The sequence below is a fragment of the Alcaligenes sp. RM2 genome, assembly GCF_052931795.1.
The window spans coordinates 223,129-242,098 of sequence record NZ_JBRFIO010000003.1 but is presented as its reverse complement, the minus strand read 5'-3'; the positions used below and the strand labels follow the sequence as shown (position 1 = coordinate 242,098).

The following is an 18,970-nucleotide window of genomic DNA, read 5'->3' as shown; positions in this document are numbered from 1 at the left end:
CATTGCCTTCATGTTATCGATTTAGGATTGAAAACATCAGTTATCTATAGATGGAGTCTATATGTCCGCCGCACGCCTACGTGCCTTTCTGGCTGTTGCCCGCCACGGCAGCTTCAGCGCCGGGGCTCGCGCCCTGGGACTGGCCCAACCCACCGTTACCAAACAGATTCAGGGCCTGGAACAACAACACGATGTCGAGCTTTTTCATCGCCGGGGGCGCGGGATTCAGCTAACCCAGGTCGGGCTGGCCCTGCTGCCCGTGGCACAGCAACTGGGGGCTCTGGAAATAGATGCCTTCAACCTCCTACATGACAGTGGCAAGCTGCACGTGGGGCGCTTGCGCATTGGGGCCGTGGGGCCTTTTCATGTGATCGAAATGGTAGAGGCCTACCACAAGCTGTTTCCAGGGGTGGATATCTCCATTCATATGGGGAACTCGGCCGAGGTGCTGGCCGACCTGGCCGACTATGCCACCGATATTGCCGTGCTGGCCGGAGCCTGCGAGGACCCGGCTTTTCACACCGAGCACTACGCCAGCCATGCTGTCATTCTGTTCGCCCCCTTGTCGCACCCTTTGGCCCGGCACGACAGCGTGCCTCTGTCCGCCCTGCAGGATGCGCCGTTATTGCAGCGGGAATCGGGCTCTACCACACGGGCCTGTCTGGAAGCAGCACTGGAAAAGGAGCATATCCGGCCCCGCGCCGTCATGGAAATTGGTAGTCGGGAGGCCTTGCGGGAAGCCGTCGCCCGAGGGCTGGGCGTCGGTACGGTATCCGAGGCCGAATTCATTCCGGACCACCGTTTCAAAGCCGTTCGTATTCAGGGAGACCCCGTGCGCACCGACACGTATTTATATTGCCTGGCCGAGCGCCGGGACAGCCGCATGATTGCCCAATTTTTCACAGAAGCTTTGGCATTACGCAAGCAAATACAAACGACTACATAGACGTATTTGTGAGTTTCAGGCTACTGTGCAAACGTAGGCCATGACAGTCAGTGATGTGTTTCGTCCATTTTCTGCGCGTAGACTCACAGTTTCAAGGCCCGTCAGTTCTGTTTGATTTACTCCCAGGGAGGACGAAGACCATGCTTGGCATGATGATGAATACCCCACTGCTAGTATCATCCATACTGCGTCACGCAGCGAACTATCACGCAGACCGAGAGGTCGTCTCCCAAACCGTTGAAGGCCACATTCACCGGTACACCTATACCGATCTGTCCAAGCGCAGCCAGCAACTGGCCAATGCGCTGAAAAAAATGGGTCTGCAACATGGCGACCGCGTCGGCACCCTGGCCTGGAACGGCTATCGTCACCTGGAGCTGTATTACGGCGTATCGGGCTCGGGCCTGGTGTGCCACACCATCAACCCGCGTCTGTTTCAGGATCAAATTGGCTACATCATTGAACACGCAGACGATAGCGTGCTGTTTGCCGACCTGAACTTCATGCCGATTCTGGAGGCCTTGGCCGATCAGTTGTCCAAGCTGAAAGCCGTGGTCATCATGACGGACGAAGCGCACATGCCCAAGTCGGACCTGCTGCCCAACCTGCAGTGCTATGAAACCCTGATTGCGTCTGAATCCGATCATTTCGACTGGCCGGTGTTTGATGAGAACACGGCCTGCGGCCTGTGCTACACCTCCGGCACCACGGGCAAGCCCAAAGGCGTGCTCTACAGCCATCGCTCCACGATCTTGCATGCCTTTGCCTTGAGCATGCCCGATGCCCTGTGTCTGTCTGCTTCTGACACCATTACCCCCATCGTGCCCATGTTCCACGTCAATGCCTGGGGCCTGCCCTATGCGGCCTTGATGGTGGGCGCCAAACTGGTCTTGCCCGGCCCGAAACTGGACGGCGCCAGCCTGCATACCCTGTTTGAAAACGAAGGTGTCACCATGACAGCCGGTGTGCCTACCGTCTGGCTAGGCCTGCTCGACTGGATGCAAGCCAATGGCAAAACCTTCAGCAGCCTGCAACGTCTGGTGATTGGCGGCTCGTCTGCGCCTCCGGTCATGATTACCCGCTTCCAGAAGCTGGGTGTCAAGGTACGCCACGCCTGGGGCATGACGGAAACCAGCCCGGTCGGTCTGGCGGCTGCCCTGCTGCCCAAGCACGAGTCCTTGCCGGAGAACGAGAAACTCAAGCTGCTGGCCAAGCAAGGTCGTCCGCTCTTCGGGGTCGAGTTCCGGGTAGATGGCGACGATGGTCAACCCATTGCCCGCGACGGCAAGATGTTTGGTGCCATGATGGTGCGCGGCCCCTGGATTGCGGGTTCTTACTTCAATAGCAATGACACTTCTGCCCATACAGAAGATGGCTGGTTCAATACGGGCGACGTGGTGACCATTGATCAGGATGGCTTTATCCAGATCGTGGACCGAACCAAGGATGTGGTGAAATCCGGTGGCGAATGGATCAGCTCCATCGAGCTGGAAAACATTGCCCAGGCTCACCCGGCGATCAAGGAAGCGGCTGTCGTAGCCAGGCCCGACGAGCGCTGGGGCGAGCGTCCGGTTCTGGTGGTCCAGCTACAGGACGACGCCACCTTCACCAAGCAGGACATGATTGATCTGTTTACAGAACAAGTCTCCAAATGGAGTATTCCTGACGAACTGATCGTGGTCGATGAACTGCCCCACACAGCAACCGGCAAGCTCTTGAAAACCGCTATTCGCAAGCTGATTCAGGAGGATCTGGACAAGCTGGCTGCGCAGAACAAGGCCGGTTAACCAGGCTGCATCCAGCCAGATGCCTGAAAGCAGAATCAAGAAGCCAGGCTCGGCTTTCTTGACGCGCAATCGCAAACAGCCCCCCGACAGTTATCCAACTGTCGGGGGGCTGTTTTTTGCCTTTGCCATTGGCTTTGAAAGGGCCAGAATCAAGTCCAGTATCTATGGCTGATCGCCCATATCAACAGCATGCCTCCTTCAAGGATGCACGGGCGTAGGAATATCCCAGATATTGAGATCCGCATTCTCGCGCTCCCAGGCCCGCACAGAGAACTTGGCACGATTGAACAAACCCAGATAGTTTTCATAGCGAATCTTGTTGCCTATGGCCACTGGCAACTCGTCCAGAAACTCCCTCATCTTGGACAAGTCCGCATGGTACTGAGCCGGTTCCATCAAACCGCCCGGTGTCACTGACGTGGGAGGGTCCGACTCAAAGCGATTACGCGTAAAAATCACCACATCTGAACCCCACAGAATCCGGTTCTGGTATTCATTGAAGAAATTCAGCCAATCCTGGCGACTGGGCATGCCCGGCTCGGGATTCAACATATAGTCCTGCACCAGATCCCAGGAAATATCGGTAGACCAGCTGGGGCAGGCATCCAGCACTTCTTTCACGCGCGTAATGTGGTCGCTGGTAGGTTTCACAAAACGCCCCAGGCCCGTATGCGCCCACACCACCTTGGCTTTGGGCGCATGTCCGCACACGTGCTTCAAGCCGTCCACATAGTCCTGATCGGGATAGGAATGCTCCAGCTCACCCTGGTAATTGACCTCTACCCGGTACATATCATTGTGCAAGATCGCGACCAGACCAATCTCTTCAATGGTCTTGAACAAATACTCCAGCGACTCGGAATACAGCGATACCTTGCTGCCATCGCCCGCATCAGGCGGTAGCGGCACAGAGGGGGCCTTGGTTTGTTCTACCGTTTCACCAGCCAGCTTGCTGGACACCAGCTCCTTGTGAATGGTGAACTCTCCCACCCCGGCAAACACGCCTGGAAAACTGAGCACCGCACGCTTGATATGTTGCGAGGCATATACGTCCATGGGATTGAAAGCCGTAATCATGACATCCAGCTTTTCCTGATACTGGGGCGGCAAGCGTTCGTACTCGCGCGCAAACATGGCATCCACAAAAGAGTAGTAATACAAGTCTGCTTTGGGGCCTATGTAGTAGTTCGGGCCATACATCTGATCGCCAGACTGTGCCTGGTACTGTTCAAACCCATCCCAGCGTTGCTGCAAAGGAATCGGCATGATGGTGGAGCGCACAATTTGCTGGCGATTGGCGCTCATATAGCGCTCTGCATATTCCTTTAAGGAAATACCTTGCATGGCGTAATTGGAAGCGTGGAAATGCACGTCTGCATACAGCTGGCTGGTATCCAGCCGGGGCTCCGGGCTTTGAGCCATAACACCGCTCTGAACCGCTGCGAATAAAGCCAGGCCAGACGCAGCCAGCGCTTTTGCGTTTATATGATGGCAAGTCATTCTTGTCTCCCTCTCTACAAGTAGTGTGCGAAACCTGAAACGGCAACGTAACAACCATACCCAGAGCGCCGTCAATAAATGACAGAAGATAACAGATATTCTTTTAAAGAATTTAATTCATATTTTTTTCCATACTTTTATATTTTTATTATTAATAGCCATACAAATATAATTCAAAATCAAATTAAAAATAAAATACTCAATTAAATTCTGAATTTAATTCAAACCAATTTATTAATCACTTCAATAATCAGGCAGTACAAATCGCCTGTGCACAGCACCTGCTCCCGCATGGCCGCCCTAAGACACCGAGTTGGCAAATAGCAGCGAAGCGCCCAAGCTGAACAAGGCCACGCCTATCACCCTGTCCAGCAATCTTTGCCGGGCCAGCATGGCTGCCCGCAAGCGCTTGTTTGAGAACACCAGCGCCACAATGCTGAACCAGACCCAATGGGCAAAAGACATGAAAAATCCATAAGCGAAATTCAGCCAGAACGATGCATCCGGCTGCACCAGCTGCGTAAAGGTGGCCACCACAAACAACATGGTTTTGGGATTCAAGGCATTGGTCAAAAACCCCATGCCAAAAGCTTGCCAGGCGCTGGGCATATTTCCTGCCTCGCCGTCCGTATTCAAAACAGTGCGATTACGGAAAGACTGATAGCCCAGGTACATCAAGTACGCTGCCCCCACCACTTTCATCACCAGAAACAAGGTGGGAGACTGAGTAATCAGAATCGCAACGCCCAGCACCGTGTAGACCACGTGCACCTGCACCCCGGCAGCAATACCCAGAGCCGAAATCAGGCCAATCTTGCGGCCAAAGGAATAGCCATTACGAGTGACCATGGCAAAGTCGGGGCCTGGGCTGATCACGGCCAGGATAGTGATAGTGGCAACGGCCAACAGTTCATGCATTTTTAACAAGCCTAAGTTTGATGAAATCGGTGTGACAAGCTAGGTCAAAGGCAGCCAAACCGCAGAGCCAGTCCTACACTCTAGGAATGAGATCGTTCCTTCGCGAACGATCTACCAGTCTGCAAAGACCGCTCCAGTCAGAATGTGAAAACCCTTCCTGGTGAGCTATGTATTCATCGAATTTATATAGTTTTTGCTATTCTCAACGGGATCAATCCAGATTTTCAAAACCCAAGAAAAACCCTCCAAAACTTCTATCGTTTTCTTGTTTGAATATTCGCTCTCAGGATTTCATTATTGATAATCCTGTGCTAATTTAAAAACGGTAATTCCTGCGCTATTTCTGTGAGTTTTCATCGACCATGCAAATCCCCAATCTCACGGCCTTCCGCTACTTCGACACGGCCGCCAAGGCAGGCAGCTTTGTGCAGGCAGCCCAGCTGCTGCATGTCACTCACGGCGCGGTCAGTCGCCAGATTCGGGCGCTGGAAGAATCTTTGGGGGTAGAACTGTTTGAACGGCGCAATCGAGCTGTATTTCTGACACAGGCAGGCCGCCAGCTTTTGCATGTGACCGCGCCCATGTTCGAGCGCTTGGAAGACGTGGTGTATCAGTTGCAGCAGACCCAGCGTGAACATGCGCTGGTCGTTTCCTGCGAGCCCACCATTGCGATGAAATGGTTGATACCCCGACTGGGGGATTTCCACACTCTGCATCCCAATATCACCGTGCATCTGATTACAGCCGGGGGACCAGTGAACTTTGCTCAAATGGGAGTGGATCTGGCCATACGCCGTGACGACTTTCATTGGGCAGACTCGGTCTGCGGCCTGAAGTTGTGCGAAGAAATGATAGGGCCGGTCTGCCAGCCCCACTATCCCCACACCCAGGACACGGCCAAACAGGTGCTGATACAAAGCAGCTCCCGTCCGCAAGCTTGGGCCACCTGGGCGCGACTTAGCGGCCAAGTCATACGCTCTGCCAACAAGCTGGAACTAGAGCATTTTTATTTATGTATCCAGGCCGCCTTGTCCGGACAAGGCATGAGTATTGTGTCGCATCTGATGGTGCAAGATGAACTGCAAAGCGGTCAGCTCATTGCCCCGCAAGGATTCATTGCGGACGGCTCGGCGTACTACCTGCTCTCTCCCCAGGCTCTGGATCAAAACCCGCGTGCGGAAGTATTTGCCGACTGGTTAAGTGAGCAGTTGGCGGCTTAAGCCTTGCGCTGGCGGCAAACAGAAAAATGGGCCATACGCGCTATACCAGAACATCATCGTGACTTTGTCTTTCAAATAGATAAGCAGTCTGCAAAAGTACTGCGCTTGGAAATCAATCATTTATTCAACAATTCTTGAATTGTTGTATTATTACCCCATGGAAGAATCTCAAGTTATCCGCTCCCTGGCCGCTTTGGCCCACGAAGCCCGCCTACGGGTTTTCCGCGCACTCGTTGTTGCCGGGCCCACCGGACTGACACCCGGCTCTCTGGCTGAGCAGCTAGGCATTGCCCCCAACGCCCTGTCCTTTCATTTAAAGGAGCTTAGCAACGCCGGGCTGATCCACGCCGAGCGGCAAGGTCGCAATCTGCTCTACAGCGCCACCTTTCCCGCCATGAACGATCTGCTTACTTATCTGACCGAGAATTGCTGTCAGGGTCAAACCTGCCTCCCAACGCAAGACCTGTGTCAGAACTGCTAGAGCGCCGGACACTTGATATCCACGTCCTGCAAAAACCACTCGAAACTTCACTGCCTTGCTGGCTATCCCCCTGATCAGAGCACTCCGTCATGCTTCTTGCTGTACTCATTTTCATCGCTACCTTAACCTTGGTGATCTGGCAGCCCAAAGGTTTGGGCATTGGTTGGAGTGCCTCTTTAGGCGCAGTTGCTGCCTTGCTGTCTGGCGTCGTGCAATGGACTGACCTGGCCCTGGTCTGGAATATCGTCTGGAACGCCACCGCCACATTTGTCGCCATTATCATCATCAGCCTGATATTGGACGAGGCAGGTTTTTTTGAATGGGCCGCCCTGCATGTCGCCCGTTGGGGAGCCGGCAACGGGCGCAAGCTCTTTGCCTTTATCGTGATTCTGGGCGCAGCAGTCTCTGCCCTGTTTGCCAATGACGGGGCCGCATTGATTCTGACGCCGATTGTCATGGCCATGTTGCTGGCCTTGGGCTTTTCACCGGCAGCAACTCTGGCTTTTGTCATGGCAGCCGGTTTTATTGCGGACACAGCCAGCTTGCCGCTGGTCGTCTCCAATTTGGTGAACATCGTCTCTGCCGACTACTTCAAACTGGGCTTCACGGACTACGCCGCCATCATGGCACCCGTCAACATCGTGTCTGCACTGACCAGCCTGGTCGTTCTGATGCTGTACTTCCGTCGCGACATTCCCGCCCACTATCGCCTTGAACAATTAAGAGCGCCTGCTGAAGCTATCAAGGACATGGCCAGTTTCAAGGCTGGCTGGATGGTGCTGGCGTTATTGCTGACAGGCTTTTTTGCACTGGAACCCCTGGGTGTCCCTGTCAGTGCGGTTGCCGCAGCAGGCGCCATCATTTTGCTGGCGGTTGCCGCCCGTGGCACAGTCATCAGCACACGAAAAGTGCTGCGTGGCGCCCCCTGGCAAATCGTCGTGTTCTCGCTGGGCATGTATCTGGTGGTTTACGGCCTGCGCAATGCCGGGCTAACCGATTACCTGGGTTTATTGCTGGATCAGTTCGCCCAAGCTGGCGTGTGGGCGGCGGCCATGGGTACCGGCGTCCTGTCTGCGCTGCTGTCCTCGGTGATGAACAATATGCCCACGGTCCTTGTCACAGCCCTGTCCATTGACGCTTCCAGCGCCGAGGGCGTCGTCAAGGAAGCCATGATTTACGCCAACGTCATTGGCAGCGATCTGGGCCCGAAATTCACACCTATAGGCAGTCTGGCCACCTTGCTGTGGCTGCATGTCCTGGCCCAGAAAGGCACAAAAATCAGCTGGGGCTACTACTTCAAAGTAGGAGCCATCCTGACCACACCCGTCTTGCTGATCACCCTGGCAGCCTTGGCGCTGCGACTGGGTATCGCCCACTAAACCCTGATATCAAGATCGCGCCATGACAGACATCATCATCTATCACAACCCCGCCTGCGGCACTTCGCGCAACACCTTGGGCCTGATCCGCAATAGCGGGCAAGAACCCACCATCATCGAGTATCTGCAAACACCGCCGGACCGCAGCACGCTGACTAAGTTGATCGCAAACTGTGGCCTGAGCGTGCGTGAAGTCCTGCGACAAAAAGGTACGCCCTATGAAGAACTCCGGCTCGGCGACCCGAAATGGAGCGATGAACAGCTGATTGATTTCATGTTGCAACACCCGATTCTGATCAACCGCCCTATTGTTGTCACCCCATTGGGAACGCGCTTGTGTCGTCCCTCGGAACAGGTGCTGGAGATACTTCCCCAAGCACAACAAGGTGCCTTCCGGAAAGAAGACGGCCAAACCGTTATTGATGAAAAAGGACAAAGAATTGAGCAAGCCTGATTTACCCAATCTGGACGAGCACGCATTTAACACTCCAGATATGGCAGAACTGCTTCCTCAAGCACGCGCCACACACCCACCTCGAATTCTGCTTTTATATGGTTCCCTGAGAGAACGCTCCTACAGCCGCTTTCTGACACAAGAAGCAGCACGGCTGCTGGAAGCAATGGGTGCAGAAACCAGAATTTTCGACCCGCAAAGCCTGCCCTTGCCCGACGGTGCAGCAGAAGACCACCCGAAAGTGCAGGAGTTGCGCCAACTCGTGCAGTGGGCCGAAGGCATGGTCTGGACATCGCCCGAGCGCCACGGTGCCATGAGCAGCGTTCTGAAAGCACAAATTGACTGGATACCGTTAAGCATCGGTGCTGTACGCCCAACACAAGGCAAAACACTGGCCGTGATGCAAGTGTCAGGCGGCTCGCAATCCTTTAACGCCTTGAACCAGATGCGGGTTCTGGGCCGCTGGATGCGCCTGATCACTATCCCCAACCAGTCTTCGGTTGCCAAAGCCTTTCTGGAATTTGACGAAAAAGGCCGCATGGAACCTTCGTCCTACTACGAGCGCGTGGTGGATGTGATGGAGGAACTGATGAAGTTCACCTTGCTGACGCGTGACTGTGCGCAGTATCTGGTGGATCGATATAGCGAGCGCAAGGAGACGGCGCAGGAGCTGTCTGCACGGGTACAACAGCGCAGCATCTAGCGCGCCAATCAGAACGGAAAACACCTCGCTGCACTTTTCAAAAACACACAGTCGCTATACAAACAAGGTAGGGGCTTGCCCCTGCTTTACCTCATACCCCGCAGCTACATCAGTTTCCCTTCATCTTTCCCTGCCAGGCTTTGCACATGCGTATTCTCTTAATCGAAGATGATCCTTCGCTGGGCAGTTCCTTGCAGTCCTGGCTGCATCTGGACGGCTATGCTGTGGACTGGTTGCAACGTGGCGATCAAGTTGCCACAGCCCTGGCCACTCATACCTATCAGTGCATCTTGCTGGATCGGGGCTTGCCCGGTGTGGACGGCGATGCGGTTTTACGCAGTCTGCGAGGAGCCAGCGGATCTCACGCACAAGTGCCCGTCATTGTGATCACTGCGCGCGATACCTTGGCTGACCGGGTACAGGGGCTGGATCTGGGCGCGGACGACTATCTGGTCAAACCGTTTGATCTTGAGGAGCTGTCCGCGCGAGTACGTGCGGCCTTGCGCCGCAGTGCCGCCCAAGCCTCTCCCCAATGGCGTCACGGTCCCGTCGCCATTGACCCGACAGCCAAGCGCGTCACCTTGAACGACAAGCCTGTGGCCGTAACAGCACGCGAATTCGCTGTTCTGCAAGCCTTGATGCATCATCCCACCCATATTCTGAGTCGTGCCCAGCTTGAAGAAGCCCTTTATGGCTGGAGCGAAGAAGTGGAAAGCAACGCTATCGAAGTACACATCTACAATCTGCGCAAGAAATTGGGCAGTGACTTCATCGTCACCGTACGTAATCAAGGCTACGTTCTGGCACCCGCATGAAAAACCTGCTCCAGAAACTAACGCGTATCCGCTTTACCGCCAAGTCCCCGGTGTCACGCCCGAAAGGCTGGTCCTTACGACGTCGTCTGCTGCTTACCGTCATGGGCACCAGTATTGGGCTGTGGCTGGTCAGCCTGGCCATCGTAGTCGGAGTGGCCTGGCACGCAACCGGCGATGTGCTTGATGATGCCCTTGAAGAAGGGGCACGTCTGGTACTGATGCTGGACCCGCAAGAGGCGCAGGCTTCTGCCAATACAACAGACACACGACTGAACCGTGACGCGGCTCTCAAGCTGCGCATGTATTACCAGCTCGTGGCCGCAGATGGCCGGGTACTGCTACGCGGCGACGACACTCCCAAAACGGCTTTTATCCCCCAGGCGAAACGCAAGCAAATCACCACTGTCTGGGTTGATGACGAACTCTGGCGGGTTTACGTGCGCCCCGGAGCCGGAGGGGTCACAGCCCAGGTTGGCCAGCCTATGGAAGAACGCCTGGAGCTGCTTGAAGACATGGCCGAGAACCTGGTGTGGCCCGCAGTGGGGCTACTGGCGCTGCTGGGTCTGTCCAGCTGGTTCCTGATCCGACGCCTGATGCGTCCTTTGGAGGACACGGCTAAACGCATCAATTCCAAATCGTCTGATGACCTCACTCCTGTAGAAGGCGGAAATCCCCCACGCGAGCTGCAACCCATGCTGGATGCATTGAATGCGCTCATGGCACGCTTGTCTTCCGCACTGGAAAGTGAACGGCGCTTTACGTCCGATGCCGCACACGAACTGCGTACGCCCTTGGCCGGGCTGCGCATGCGCGTTCAACTAATTGAGCGCGAGCTGCAACTGCCTGACGCCCATCTGCAGCAATTACGCGCAGACCTGGACCGTTGTACCGCCCTGGTAGAAAGCCTGCTCGCCCTGACGCGACTGGAGCCGCAGGCCGAACCCTTGAAGCGTGAAACCGTAGACCTGAATCAGGTCCTGGACAGTCTGGTTCCATCACTGCCTTCGGCATCCATCAACATGGAAAGAGCCCTGGCCGTCACAAGCATACAGGCGGCGCCAGTGCTGTTAAACAGCGCTTTACGTAACCTGATTGGCAATGCCATTCGCTACGGCGGCGCAGGCATCCGAGTACGGGTCGAAACAACACGCAGACACGATGGCGGTGTACGCCTTGCGGTCCGAGACAATGGGCCTGGCGTCCCCCCCGAACAACGGCCCAGACTGGGAGAACGCTTCTTTCGCGTATTGGGAACCGGCCAAACAGGCAACGGACTGGGTTTGTCCATCGTGGCCCGCATCGCGGCCTTGCACGAGGCCACGCTGTCCTTTGAAGAGGGGCTGGACGGCCAGGGTCTGAGTGTCGTGCTGGATTTCCCACCCAATTAAGTATCTTAAGATTGCCTTCAGGTTCGGGGGGTCTAATAAAACCATTCCGCAATCGGCGGAACATTGACCCGATAACCCGATACAGGAAACCCAATCATGCGATTCACTTTACCCACTCTTGCCGCCGTACTTGCTCTGAGCGCCACCGCTGCCCTCGCGCAACCAGCCAACTACACAGGCCCAAGCAATGCACCTCAAGCCGCCACGGCTGCCGGATCCTACTCTGGCCCTAACAATGTGCCGCTCATGACCGTCAAGCAGCTCCTGGAAACCGGCCGCGACGATCAAATCGCGCGTTTGCAAGGCCGTCTGGTGTCGTTTGAAGGTGATGAGCGCTATATTTTTGAAGATGCCACCGGCCGTATCACGGTAGAGATCGACAACAAGGACTTTCCGGCTGGTCAAACCATCAGCGCCGAACAGAAAGTGGAGCTGACGGGCGAGTTCGACAAAGGCCTGCGCAAAACCGAATTTGAAGTCGACCGCCTGAGCCTGCTGCCTTAATCCTGCCTGGTCTGATGTCCCAGTGGAATTGGTACCGGACAAGCTGAAACCAATGGGCTTATCCGGTACCAGGCCCCCTCAGCCATCAACCGCATAAGCCACCAAAGGCGAGGCCGTCAATCCGGCGGTCGCTCAGGGTGGCAAAATCAATCGGCAAGCTCAGCAACAGAGCCATCAAGCTGATAACAAGATACCGAAACCATTGCTTGGAGCGTCGCCCGCTATCTGACAGCACCAGCGCATGGAAAGTCAGTACGACAGAAAACAACAACGTCAAAAACATCTGTCCCCCTCATTCCAGCGTCTCAAGCAAGGAGTAGCCCCGCACACTCTGATCCTTCTGAGCAAGGGCAATCTGGAGTGCCAGATCAATATCCTGCTGCAAGTCGGCAAGTGACTCCAAGCCCACAGACAAGCGCACGAGATTGTCCCCAATCCCGCAGTGCATGCGATCCTCCGGCGACCAGCGTCCATGTGTCGTTGATGCCGGGTGCGTGACCATGCTGCGTGTATCTCCAATATTGGTGGCAATTGAAATCAGCTGCAAAGCATCCATGAAAGCCCAAGCCTCTTTTTGGCTCGTGCCCACTTCAAAGCTGACCACCCCTCCAAAGCCGGCCTGCTGCGCGCAAGCGATTTCATGGCAGGGATGCGACTCCAGGCCCGAGTAAAACACCGAACCGACATTCGGATGCTTATCCAGCCAACGCGCTATCGACAGTGCGCTGGCACTGATGCGCTGCATACGTAACTCAAGCGTCTCAAGACTCTTGAGCAGTAACCAGGCATTCATAGGGCTCAGGCAGGCTCCTTGCGAACGCAACACCGCCCGCAGTGGCTGCATCAATGCCTCGGCCCCACCGACTACACCGGCTATGCACCGCCCTTGGCCATCCATATATTTACCGGCAGAGTGCAATACCAGATCCGCGCCGTGCCTCAATGGTCGCTGCAAAACTGGGGTCAGCATGGTGCTGTCTACCAGGAGCAATGCCCCATGGGCATGGGCCATGCGCGACAGCCGGGCAATATCGGCAACCTGCTGCATCGGATTTGCTGGAGTTTCAACAATAACCAAGCATGTAGCACTATCGATCGCCTTTTCCCAAGCGTCGTAATCCAACATGCCAACGACGCGCACCTCCACTCCATAAGGGGAAAAATGCTGACGCAACATCGTCAGAGTCGTGCCAAACACATCACGTGCGCACACGATATTGCGACCACTCGCGGCAAACGCCATCACCACCGCTGACAATGCGGCCATGCCGGATGCAAACGCTACCGCCGCTTCAGCCTCCTCCAGGAAAGCAACCCGCTGCTCGAAAGTCTTGACTGTTGGATTGGTAAATCGACTATAGACATTGCCCGGCTCCGTCCCGCCAAAACGAGCGGCTGCCTCACTGGCTGAACTGAAGCAATAGGCAGAGGTCAGTGCAAGCGGTTCGCAAAAGCTGTCAGAGACATCGATACCCTGTCCAATCCTGAGCATTTGAGTAGCACCTTGGTCATTGAACATCATGGAGATCTCAGTTGAATTCAGATTGAGTCCGTCGAAACGCAACAGACGACAGAAAGAGTGAAGAAATACCGGCAATCGCGGTCAGCATGGCCAGGACCATGACTGTGGCCTGATAGCTACCCAAACGGTCATAGCCGTAAGCACCTAATTGAGCAGACCCAAAAGCGCCGATCTGATGAACCAGAAAAAGCATGCCAAATACCTGTCCCTTGACGGCGCCTCCATAGCGATCCAGACAGATCGCTGAGGTCAATATGACTGTTCCGAGATAACTGGCCCCAAATACAGCCGCAAATACATAGGTCGTCACTATCCCGGAGGGAGCCAATAACAAGCTCATAGCCAGACAGCGTAGTACGTAGAATGCCGCCAGCAGCCGATGCTGGGAGAAGCGCAGCGCCAACCAGCCAGCCACTAAACCGCTAATCATTTCCAGCACGCCAAACAGGCTCAAACTCATCCCCATGCTTGCGCGGCTGACCCCGGCATCGCGCCATAAAGGCACCAGATGAACGTCAATGAACGCCATCGACGCCCCACAGCCGAAGAAACCAAAGGCAAGCACGTAAAAGCCAGGATCGCGCAACACGACAGGCCAAGTGCCAACGCGTTTCTCCTGAATATGTCCGACAGACTCTTTCGCAGGCAAAGGCACTCGTGCCCCCAGCCAGAACAGCAAGGCCAAAGGCCCCAGGAACAGCAGACCAACAACAAAAAAGACCTGCTGCCATTCGAAATGGGCTTGCAACCACAACCAGAATGGAGAAAGGACAATGAATCCAATTGCCGTGCCATTAGTGATCAAGGCATAAGCAAAACTTTTATTTCTCTGGTCAAACAATCGGTCAACCAATATGCCCATGGGCACAAACGTCATCGCCGCCAGAGAAAACGCCGCCAAAAGTCCATACAAGATGACAAAAAGCCAGTACTGATGAGGTAGAAGGCCAAGCAAAAGGAATGCTCCCCCTCCAAGCACACTGCCGATCAAGACGGTCCAGATGGGCCCAAAGCGATCCGACAAGGCACCGACCATCGGCGATGCCAGCCCGGATACCAAAAGGAACACCCCGCCCACAAAACCGAAATCTGATCGGCCGCGCTCAAAAGACAGAGCCAGGTCATTGAAATAAACCTGGAAAACCCCTTTGAACGCGCTCGAGAGAAACATGGCCAGAAATCCCAGCCCGACCAGAGAGCGGACAACATTCTTGTTTTGCATGAAGCAACATCCACCTCAGATTTTCAATGGCGCACCGAATCAACTCAGACGAACGGGGCTTGGCTGACAGTACTCTCGATGCAAGTTGTCATACATGTTCCAGAACAAGGTGCAGGTATGGTCCACGGCCTCCAGCGCCTGTTTCGGTAAACCTTGTCCACGAAACCCCGGCGCCACGACCGCCTTGGCGAGTTCAGCACTGTGTCGGCAATTGGGCATGCCACTCAAATTCATCATCACAAAGAAAGCGGGTTGACCGGCATAGCTGGCATACAAGGCTTGCGTGTCGCCGTCTGCCACTTTGCGGTTCAGGGCGTCCAGGAACAGATGCGCCTGCTCTCCCGACAGCTCAGAGGCAAACCCCAGCGTGCCCTTATCAGCGACCGTCATATTGATAAGCTCCAGCACCCCGGCCCCCGTTGCTCCCGTAAAAGCGGGATTCCAATGAAGCTCAATAACTCTTGATTCTTCCGCCACGAGGACAAGTCCTTTCGATGTAAAAATTTCTTGTTTATCGTAAGTTCTCGCCCCTCCAAGCTCCAGACCGTTTCAGGACATAAATAGAAAAGAAAACACCATTAAGAAAAAGGAATAAAAAGCGATAACATCGCTAAATCAAATCAATGACTCATCCGAATAACACATGAAACGGATTTTCTTTGTCGTCCTTCCCCAGATGCACATCCTGGATCTGGGAGGGCCTATGCAGATTTTTGCTTCTCTAACAGAACTGGATATAGCCGACATCAAGATCCAGTGTGTCGGGCCGGAGTCCCACATAAAAAGCTACCAGGGGATTTTTCTAAGCGCGATTGCCCCCCTCCCCAAGCGTCTGACTGCAGGAGATGTCGTTGTCGTAGTAGGAAGCAAAATCCAGGCCGAACTCCCCGCAACGCCGGCACAGCAACAAGTGACGCAATGGCTACGTGATATCGGGGGCAAGCTACCGTCGGGAATAGTGATCGCCAGCGTTTGCACAGGCGCTGTGCTGCTGGCACAAGCAGGACTGCTGGATGGTCGCCTCTGCACGACACATCACAATCACCTCAAAACCCTGCAACAACTTGCACCACAAGCACGGGTTATCAGCAAACGCATCCTTGTGCAGGATGGTCCTATCTATACCTCAGCTGGCGTTTCTGCAGGAATAGATCTGGCATTGCACCTGATCACCCAGTATTTCGGCAGCGCAATCAGCGCACGTATCGCGCGCGAAAATCTGATTCAGTTTCGTCGTCTGGAAGCAGACCCGCAGTTAACCGTCCATCTGAGTTATCGCAATCACCAACATCCCTTGATTCATGAAGTGCAAGACTGGTTGGCACAACAGACGGTTCAAACCCCGCTCAACGAATCCTTATCAGCACAATTTTCAGTCAGCTACAGGCATCTGAGCCGCCTGTTCATGAAAGAATGCGGTATCAGTCTGAAGCAGTACCAACAAACCATGCGGCTGGACAGATCGCGTCAATTATTCATGGATACCGACTGGTCTATTGAGCGAATTGCCGAGCATTGTGGTTTTGCCAGCCTGCAATCATTTCGCGCCGCCTGGCGGCAACACGAAACACTTCCTCCCTCAAAATGGCGAGAGAAACAAAGGCAAGACTCTCAAGGCCTGCGCTGATCTTGCGCGGTTCCCAGTCAGCGACCTTTTTTGCAACGACGACGCAGAGCCTGGCTAAACATGAATTATTAATTTCACCGACTCTGTAAAACGCAGCCAAGAAAAAAGCCCCCACACATTGCTGTGCGAGGGCTTTTGAATTCTGGCGGACAGAGGGGGATTCGAACCCCCTAACAATTAACAGCTTATGCACCGTCTAAGAGTCTAGATGTCATTCACATGTCTTAGAACTGCCTCTCATTAATCTTAAACCTACGCGCACTAACTAGGTTTATTTCGCCAAAACTTTGGTTAAGTCATGTGCAAACTAAGCCTGGACTTATTTCTTCCACAGTGGTTATTGCTAGTCGAACTCAGTAAGGCAACTCGTCACCAAGCGACAGCCTAGAAATTGACACAACAAAAGAAATAAATTGATACAATGAATTTGATCAATCAACAGAGATAGGAACTAGCAGAATGGATGTCACCACAAACCAAGAACCAAGAACCAAGAACCAAGAACCAAACATAATATTGGAATCAACCTCAACGATGGATCGAATTTTAGAGGCAATCGACAATATAGAGATAAACCTAAAAAAATTAAAACTACCTGTCAAAGAAAACAAAACATTAGGTTTAATTATTAAAGAATTTAGAAATCTCAGCCAAAATGATGAGATCCAAGTAACCGGAAGAGACATCCCAGCCTTATACAAAAAAGCAAAATCAATTCTTTCGTTTGAAGAAGCACTAATTAGTGACCCAGATATTGAGTCAATCAAGAAATTCATGTCTAGAATGTTTGATTTCAATACCAATAACCAGAGCTCTGCAAAAGACTCTTTATGGGAATTCGATTTATTTAGAAGGCTAAACCAAACAGAATTAAAAATATCTTACGATGAACCAGATATAGTAATTGATTTTGAAGAATATAAATATGGCATAGCTTGCAAAAAAATATATTCCGAATCCTCATTCGGAAGGGCATTTAAAGTAGGGTGTAGACAACTAGAAAAAAACAAACTGAAAGGAATTATAGCTTTCAATCTCGATGACCTAATTCCTGCCGGACATGGAGTAGATCCAGATAACGCAAGAAAATTCATAAATAATTTTCATGAAAACATAAGAACAAAACACTTAGCTAGGTTTAACAAAACATCTCTAAAAAAACATTGTGATGGGATATTATTCTGGACGGAAGTATTTGCCATATCCTCAGACCAATCCTCCAAAGACTCTACAAAAAGAACAGGCCTGAGAGTTGGGACTTATATTTTTCCAATGAATCCAAAACAAGAAACACAAAAAAGAATATCAAAAATATCTGAAGAATTGAATAGAATAAAACCAAAATAATATAAAAAACATAAATGAGCGCTTTTGTAGCGCTCATTTATTTACACAGGCTTGCTCATGCTCTTTTAGATTTGCATCATTACCAACTATAAAAACCAGCCCAATATATCAATACACTAATGACTAAGTTAGAAATAGCAGCTGTAAAATCCTGATTGCCCACCTTTGACTCAAACGTCTATCTTTGATTTTCGTGTCTTAATTACCCCAAGGAAAGACTTTATGGCAGAACCTCTGTCGGAACTGTTGCGCTTACGCATAACGCCATCGCAACGCCAGCACCTAAGCGAAGCAGCGGCCTTGGCCGGACTATCCTCATCAGAATATGCCCGCCAACTGCTGACCACTTCTCAATCCATGCAATCAGAGCTGACGTCACTGCGCCATGCTCTAGAAAATCTACTGGATCAACACTCGCCAGCCACTCAAATGGAAACCCTGATGCTGCTGCGGATCTTGGTCCAACCCGAACAAGTCAGCCAGGTACACAAAAGCATGCTGACCATGGGATACATGCCAGCTCACTCGGAGATGTCATATGGAACCCGCACCTAAAGAAGGGAAGCAACAATCAAGTGGCCGTGCCTTCATCCTCGGAGTAGTCGCAACACTTATTGTTCTTTCTGCCTGGAACTCTATCCCTGAGTCTGGCGGAAGTTGGATCTTGCAAACGATCGCCTTTCTTGCACACATCTTCATGTGGTTTTTTATGATTGCCGTCGTCACCAAGTTTTGGTCGTCAATCTGGAGATGGCTCACTCGTTAACACAACAAAAGGATCATCATGATCAATGACCTCAAGACCGTTTCAGAAATCAACGCAGAAATTTCCCGCCTTCAGCGTAAAGCGGAAGTTATCAAACGCAAGACCCGCCAGAATGTGCTTGCCGACATCATACGAACCATGCGGGACAACGACCTGACCATGGACGAGATTGCCCAGGCCTTTCGCCGTCCAAGCGTCAAGCCAAGTACCTCGCCCACAGTCAAATACAAACACCCTAGCGGTGCAACCTGGTCAGGCAGAGGCCGTACCCCAGGCTGGATGAAAGCAGTTGAAGCAGCAGGCGAATCACGTGATCTCTACCTGATTCCCACCCCCGCTACCAACCCGCAGTAATACAAAAGAGGGGTAGCTCTCCCCTTACGCTCTCACC

The 18,970-nt window shown here is 53.1% G+C and carries 21 protein-coding genes; 15 read left to right on the top strand and 6 right to left on the bottom strand.

Annotation, left to right across the window (positions count from 1 at the left end; genetic code table 11):
- Nucleotides 1-61 precede the first annotated feature (61 nt).
- Together ACU6HM_RS12800 and ACU6HM_RS12795 are read left to right on the top strand one after the other, a co-directional pair.
- Nucleotides 62-946 (top strand): LysR substrate-binding domain-containing protein, encoded by an 885-nt coding sequence (locus tag ACU6HM_RS12800; protein ID WP_009460716.1) that lies wholly within the window; start codon nucleotides 62-64, stop codon nucleotides 944-946.
- 140 nt (nucleotides 947-1,086) lie between these two features.
- On the top strand, nucleotides 1,087-2,733 hold the full coding sequence (locus ACU6HM_RS12795; protein WP_446763903.1) for a long-chain-fatty-acid--CoA ligase: 1,647 nt from the start codon (nucleotides 1,087-1,089) through the stop codon (nucleotides 2,731-2,733).
- A gap of 198 nt (nucleotides 2,734-2,931) precedes the next feature.
- On the opposite strand, the gene ACU6HM_RS12790 is transcribed toward ACU6HM_RS12795, so the two are convergent.
- Entirely contained in the window at nucleotides 2,932-4,155 is a 1,224-nt protein-coding gene (locus ACU6HM_RS12790) for a hypothetical protein (RefSeq protein ID WP_203145459.1), read from the bottom strand.
- A 378-nt stretch (nucleotides 4,156-4,533) separates the two neighbouring features.
- Nucleotides 4,534-5,151: a LysE family translocator gene (locus ACU6HM_RS12785; RefSeq protein WP_009460710.1), complete on the bottom strand. Its 618-nt coding sequence runs from the start codon at nucleotides 5,149-5,151 to the stop codon at nucleotides 4,534-4,536.
- 362 nt (nucleotides 5,152-5,513) lie between these two features.
- Between ACU6HM_RS12785 and ACU6HM_RS12780 the strand changes: the two genes are divergently transcribed.
- The 8 genes from ACU6HM_RS12780 (at nucleotide 5,514) to ACU6HM_RS12745 (ending at nucleotide 12,095) form a co-directional block, all read left to right on the top strand.
- Complete coding sequence (locus tag ACU6HM_RS12780; protein WP_250756099.1) at nucleotides 5,514-6,371, top strand: LysR substrate-binding domain-containing protein; 858 nt, start codon at nucleotides 5,514-5,516, stop codon at nucleotides 6,369-6,371.
- A 157-nt stretch (nucleotides 6,372-6,528) separates the two neighbouring features.
- Complete coding sequence (locus tag ACU6HM_RS12775; protein WP_083054599.1) at nucleotides 6,529-6,852, top strand: ArsR/SmtB family transcription factor; 324 nt, start codon at nucleotides 6,529-6,531, stop codon at nucleotides 6,850-6,852.
- Nucleotides 6,853-6,941: 89 nt separating this feature from the next.
- Entirely contained in the window at nucleotides 6,942-8,231 is a 1,290-nt protein-coding gene (locus tag ACU6HM_RS12770) for an arsenic transporter (protein ID WP_446763902.1), read from the top strand.
- A gap of 22 nt (nucleotides 8,232-8,253) precedes the next feature.
- Complete coding sequence (gene arsC, locus ACU6HM_RS12765) at nucleotides 8,254-8,685, top strand: arsenate reductase (glutaredoxin) (RefSeq protein ID WP_250756101.1); 432 nt, start codon at nucleotides 8,254-8,256, stop codon at nucleotides 8,683-8,685.
- Nucleotides 8,672-9,388 carry an arsenical resistance protein ArsH gene (gene arsH, locus ACU6HM_RS12760; RefSeq protein ID WP_446763901.1) on the top strand — a complete coding sequence of 239 codons (717 nt, stop codon included), beginning with the start codon at nucleotides 8,672-8,674 and terminating at the stop codon, nucleotides 9,386-9,388. The genes arsC and arsH overlap by 14 nt, the downstream gene beginning before the upstream one ends.
- A 146-nt stretch (nucleotides 9,389-9,534) precedes the next feature.
- The gene (locus ACU6HM_RS12755) at nucleotides 9,535-10,203 is read left to right on the top strand and encodes a response regulator transcription factor (RefSeq protein WP_009460700.1); all 669 of its coding nucleotides are present in this window, start codon (nucleotides 9,535-9,537) and stop codon (nucleotides 10,201-10,203) included.
- Nucleotides 10,200-11,591, top strand: coding sequence for an ATP-binding protein (locus ACU6HM_RS12750; protein WP_250756103.1), 1,392 nt, complete (start codon nucleotides 10,200-10,202; stop codon nucleotides 11,589-11,591). The genes ACU6HM_RS12755 and ACU6HM_RS12750 overlap by 4 nt, the downstream gene beginning before the upstream one ends.
- 96 nt (nucleotides 11,592-11,687) lie before the next feature.
- A complete protein-coding gene (locus ACU6HM_RS12745) occupies nucleotides 11,688-12,095 on the top strand; it encodes a YgiW/YdeI family stress tolerance OB fold protein (RefSeq protein ID WP_060186678.1) in 408 nt (135 codons plus the stop codon).
- Between the two features lie 85 nt (nucleotides 12,096-12,180).
- On the opposite strand, the gene ACU6HM_RS12740 is transcribed toward ACU6HM_RS12745, so the two are convergent.
- The 4 genes from ACU6HM_RS12740 to ACU6HM_RS12725 form a co-directional block, all read right to left on the bottom strand.
- Nucleotides 12,181-12,378: a hypothetical protein gene (locus ACU6HM_RS12740; RefSeq protein ID WP_203145455.1), complete on the bottom strand. Its 198-nt coding sequence runs from the start codon at nucleotides 12,376-12,378 to the stop codon at nucleotides 12,181-12,183.
- A 9-nt stretch (nucleotides 12,379-12,387) separates the two neighbouring features.
- A complete protein-coding gene (locus ACU6HM_RS12735; RefSeq protein ID WP_009460693.1) occupies nucleotides 12,388-13,617 on the bottom strand; it encodes an aminotransferase class I/II-fold pyridoxal phosphate-dependent enzyme in 1,230 nt (409 codons plus the stop codon).
- A 7-nt stretch (nucleotides 13,618-13,624) separates the two neighbouring features.
- Entirely contained in the window at nucleotides 13,625-14,788 is a 1,164-nt protein-coding gene (locus tag ACU6HM_RS12730) for an MFS transporter (RefSeq protein WP_446763946.1), read from the bottom strand.
- Nucleotides 14,789-14,878: 90 nt separating this feature from the next.
- Nucleotides 14,879-15,229 (bottom strand): hypothetical protein, encoded by a 351-nt coding sequence (locus ACU6HM_RS12725; protein ID WP_446763900.1) that lies wholly within the window; start codon nucleotides 15,227-15,229, stop codon nucleotides 14,879-14,881.
- 253 nt (nucleotides 15,230-15,482) lie between these two features.
- Between ACU6HM_RS12725 and ACU6HM_RS12720 the strand changes: the two genes are divergently transcribed.
- From ACU6HM_RS12720 to ACU6HM_RS12700, 5 genes are all read left to right on the top strand, one after another.
- Entirely contained in the window at nucleotides 15,483-16,466 is a 984-nt protein-coding gene (locus ACU6HM_RS12720) for a GlxA family transcriptional regulator (RefSeq protein ID WP_250756107.1), read from the top strand.
- 459 nt (nucleotides 16,467-16,925) lie between these two features.
- Nucleotides 16,926-17,813, top strand: a complete 888-nt coding sequence (locus tag ACU6HM_RS12715; protein WP_446763899.1) for a hypothetical protein — start codon at nucleotides 16,926-16,928, stop codon at nucleotides 17,811-17,813.
- A 222-nt stretch (nucleotides 17,814-18,035) separates the two neighbouring features.
- Entirely contained in the window at nucleotides 18,036-18,368 is a 333-nt protein-coding gene (locus tag ACU6HM_RS12710) for a plasmid mobilization protein (RefSeq protein WP_094197151.1), read from the top strand.
- Nucleotides 18,352-18,579 (top strand): hypothetical protein, encoded by a 228-nt coding sequence (locus tag ACU6HM_RS12705; protein ID WP_446763898.1) that lies wholly within the window; start codon nucleotides 18,352-18,354, stop codon nucleotides 18,577-18,579. Before ACU6HM_RS12710 ends, ACU6HM_RS12705 begins: the two co-directional genes overlap by 17 nt.
- Nucleotides 18,580-18,597: 18 nt before the next feature.
- Nucleotides 18,598-18,933 carry an H-NS histone family protein gene (locus ACU6HM_RS12700; protein ID WP_446763897.1) on the top strand — a complete coding sequence of 112 codons (336 nt, stop codon included), beginning with the start codon at nucleotides 18,598-18,600 and terminating at the stop codon, nucleotides 18,931-18,933.
- Nucleotides 18,934-18,970: the final 37 nt, after the last annotated feature.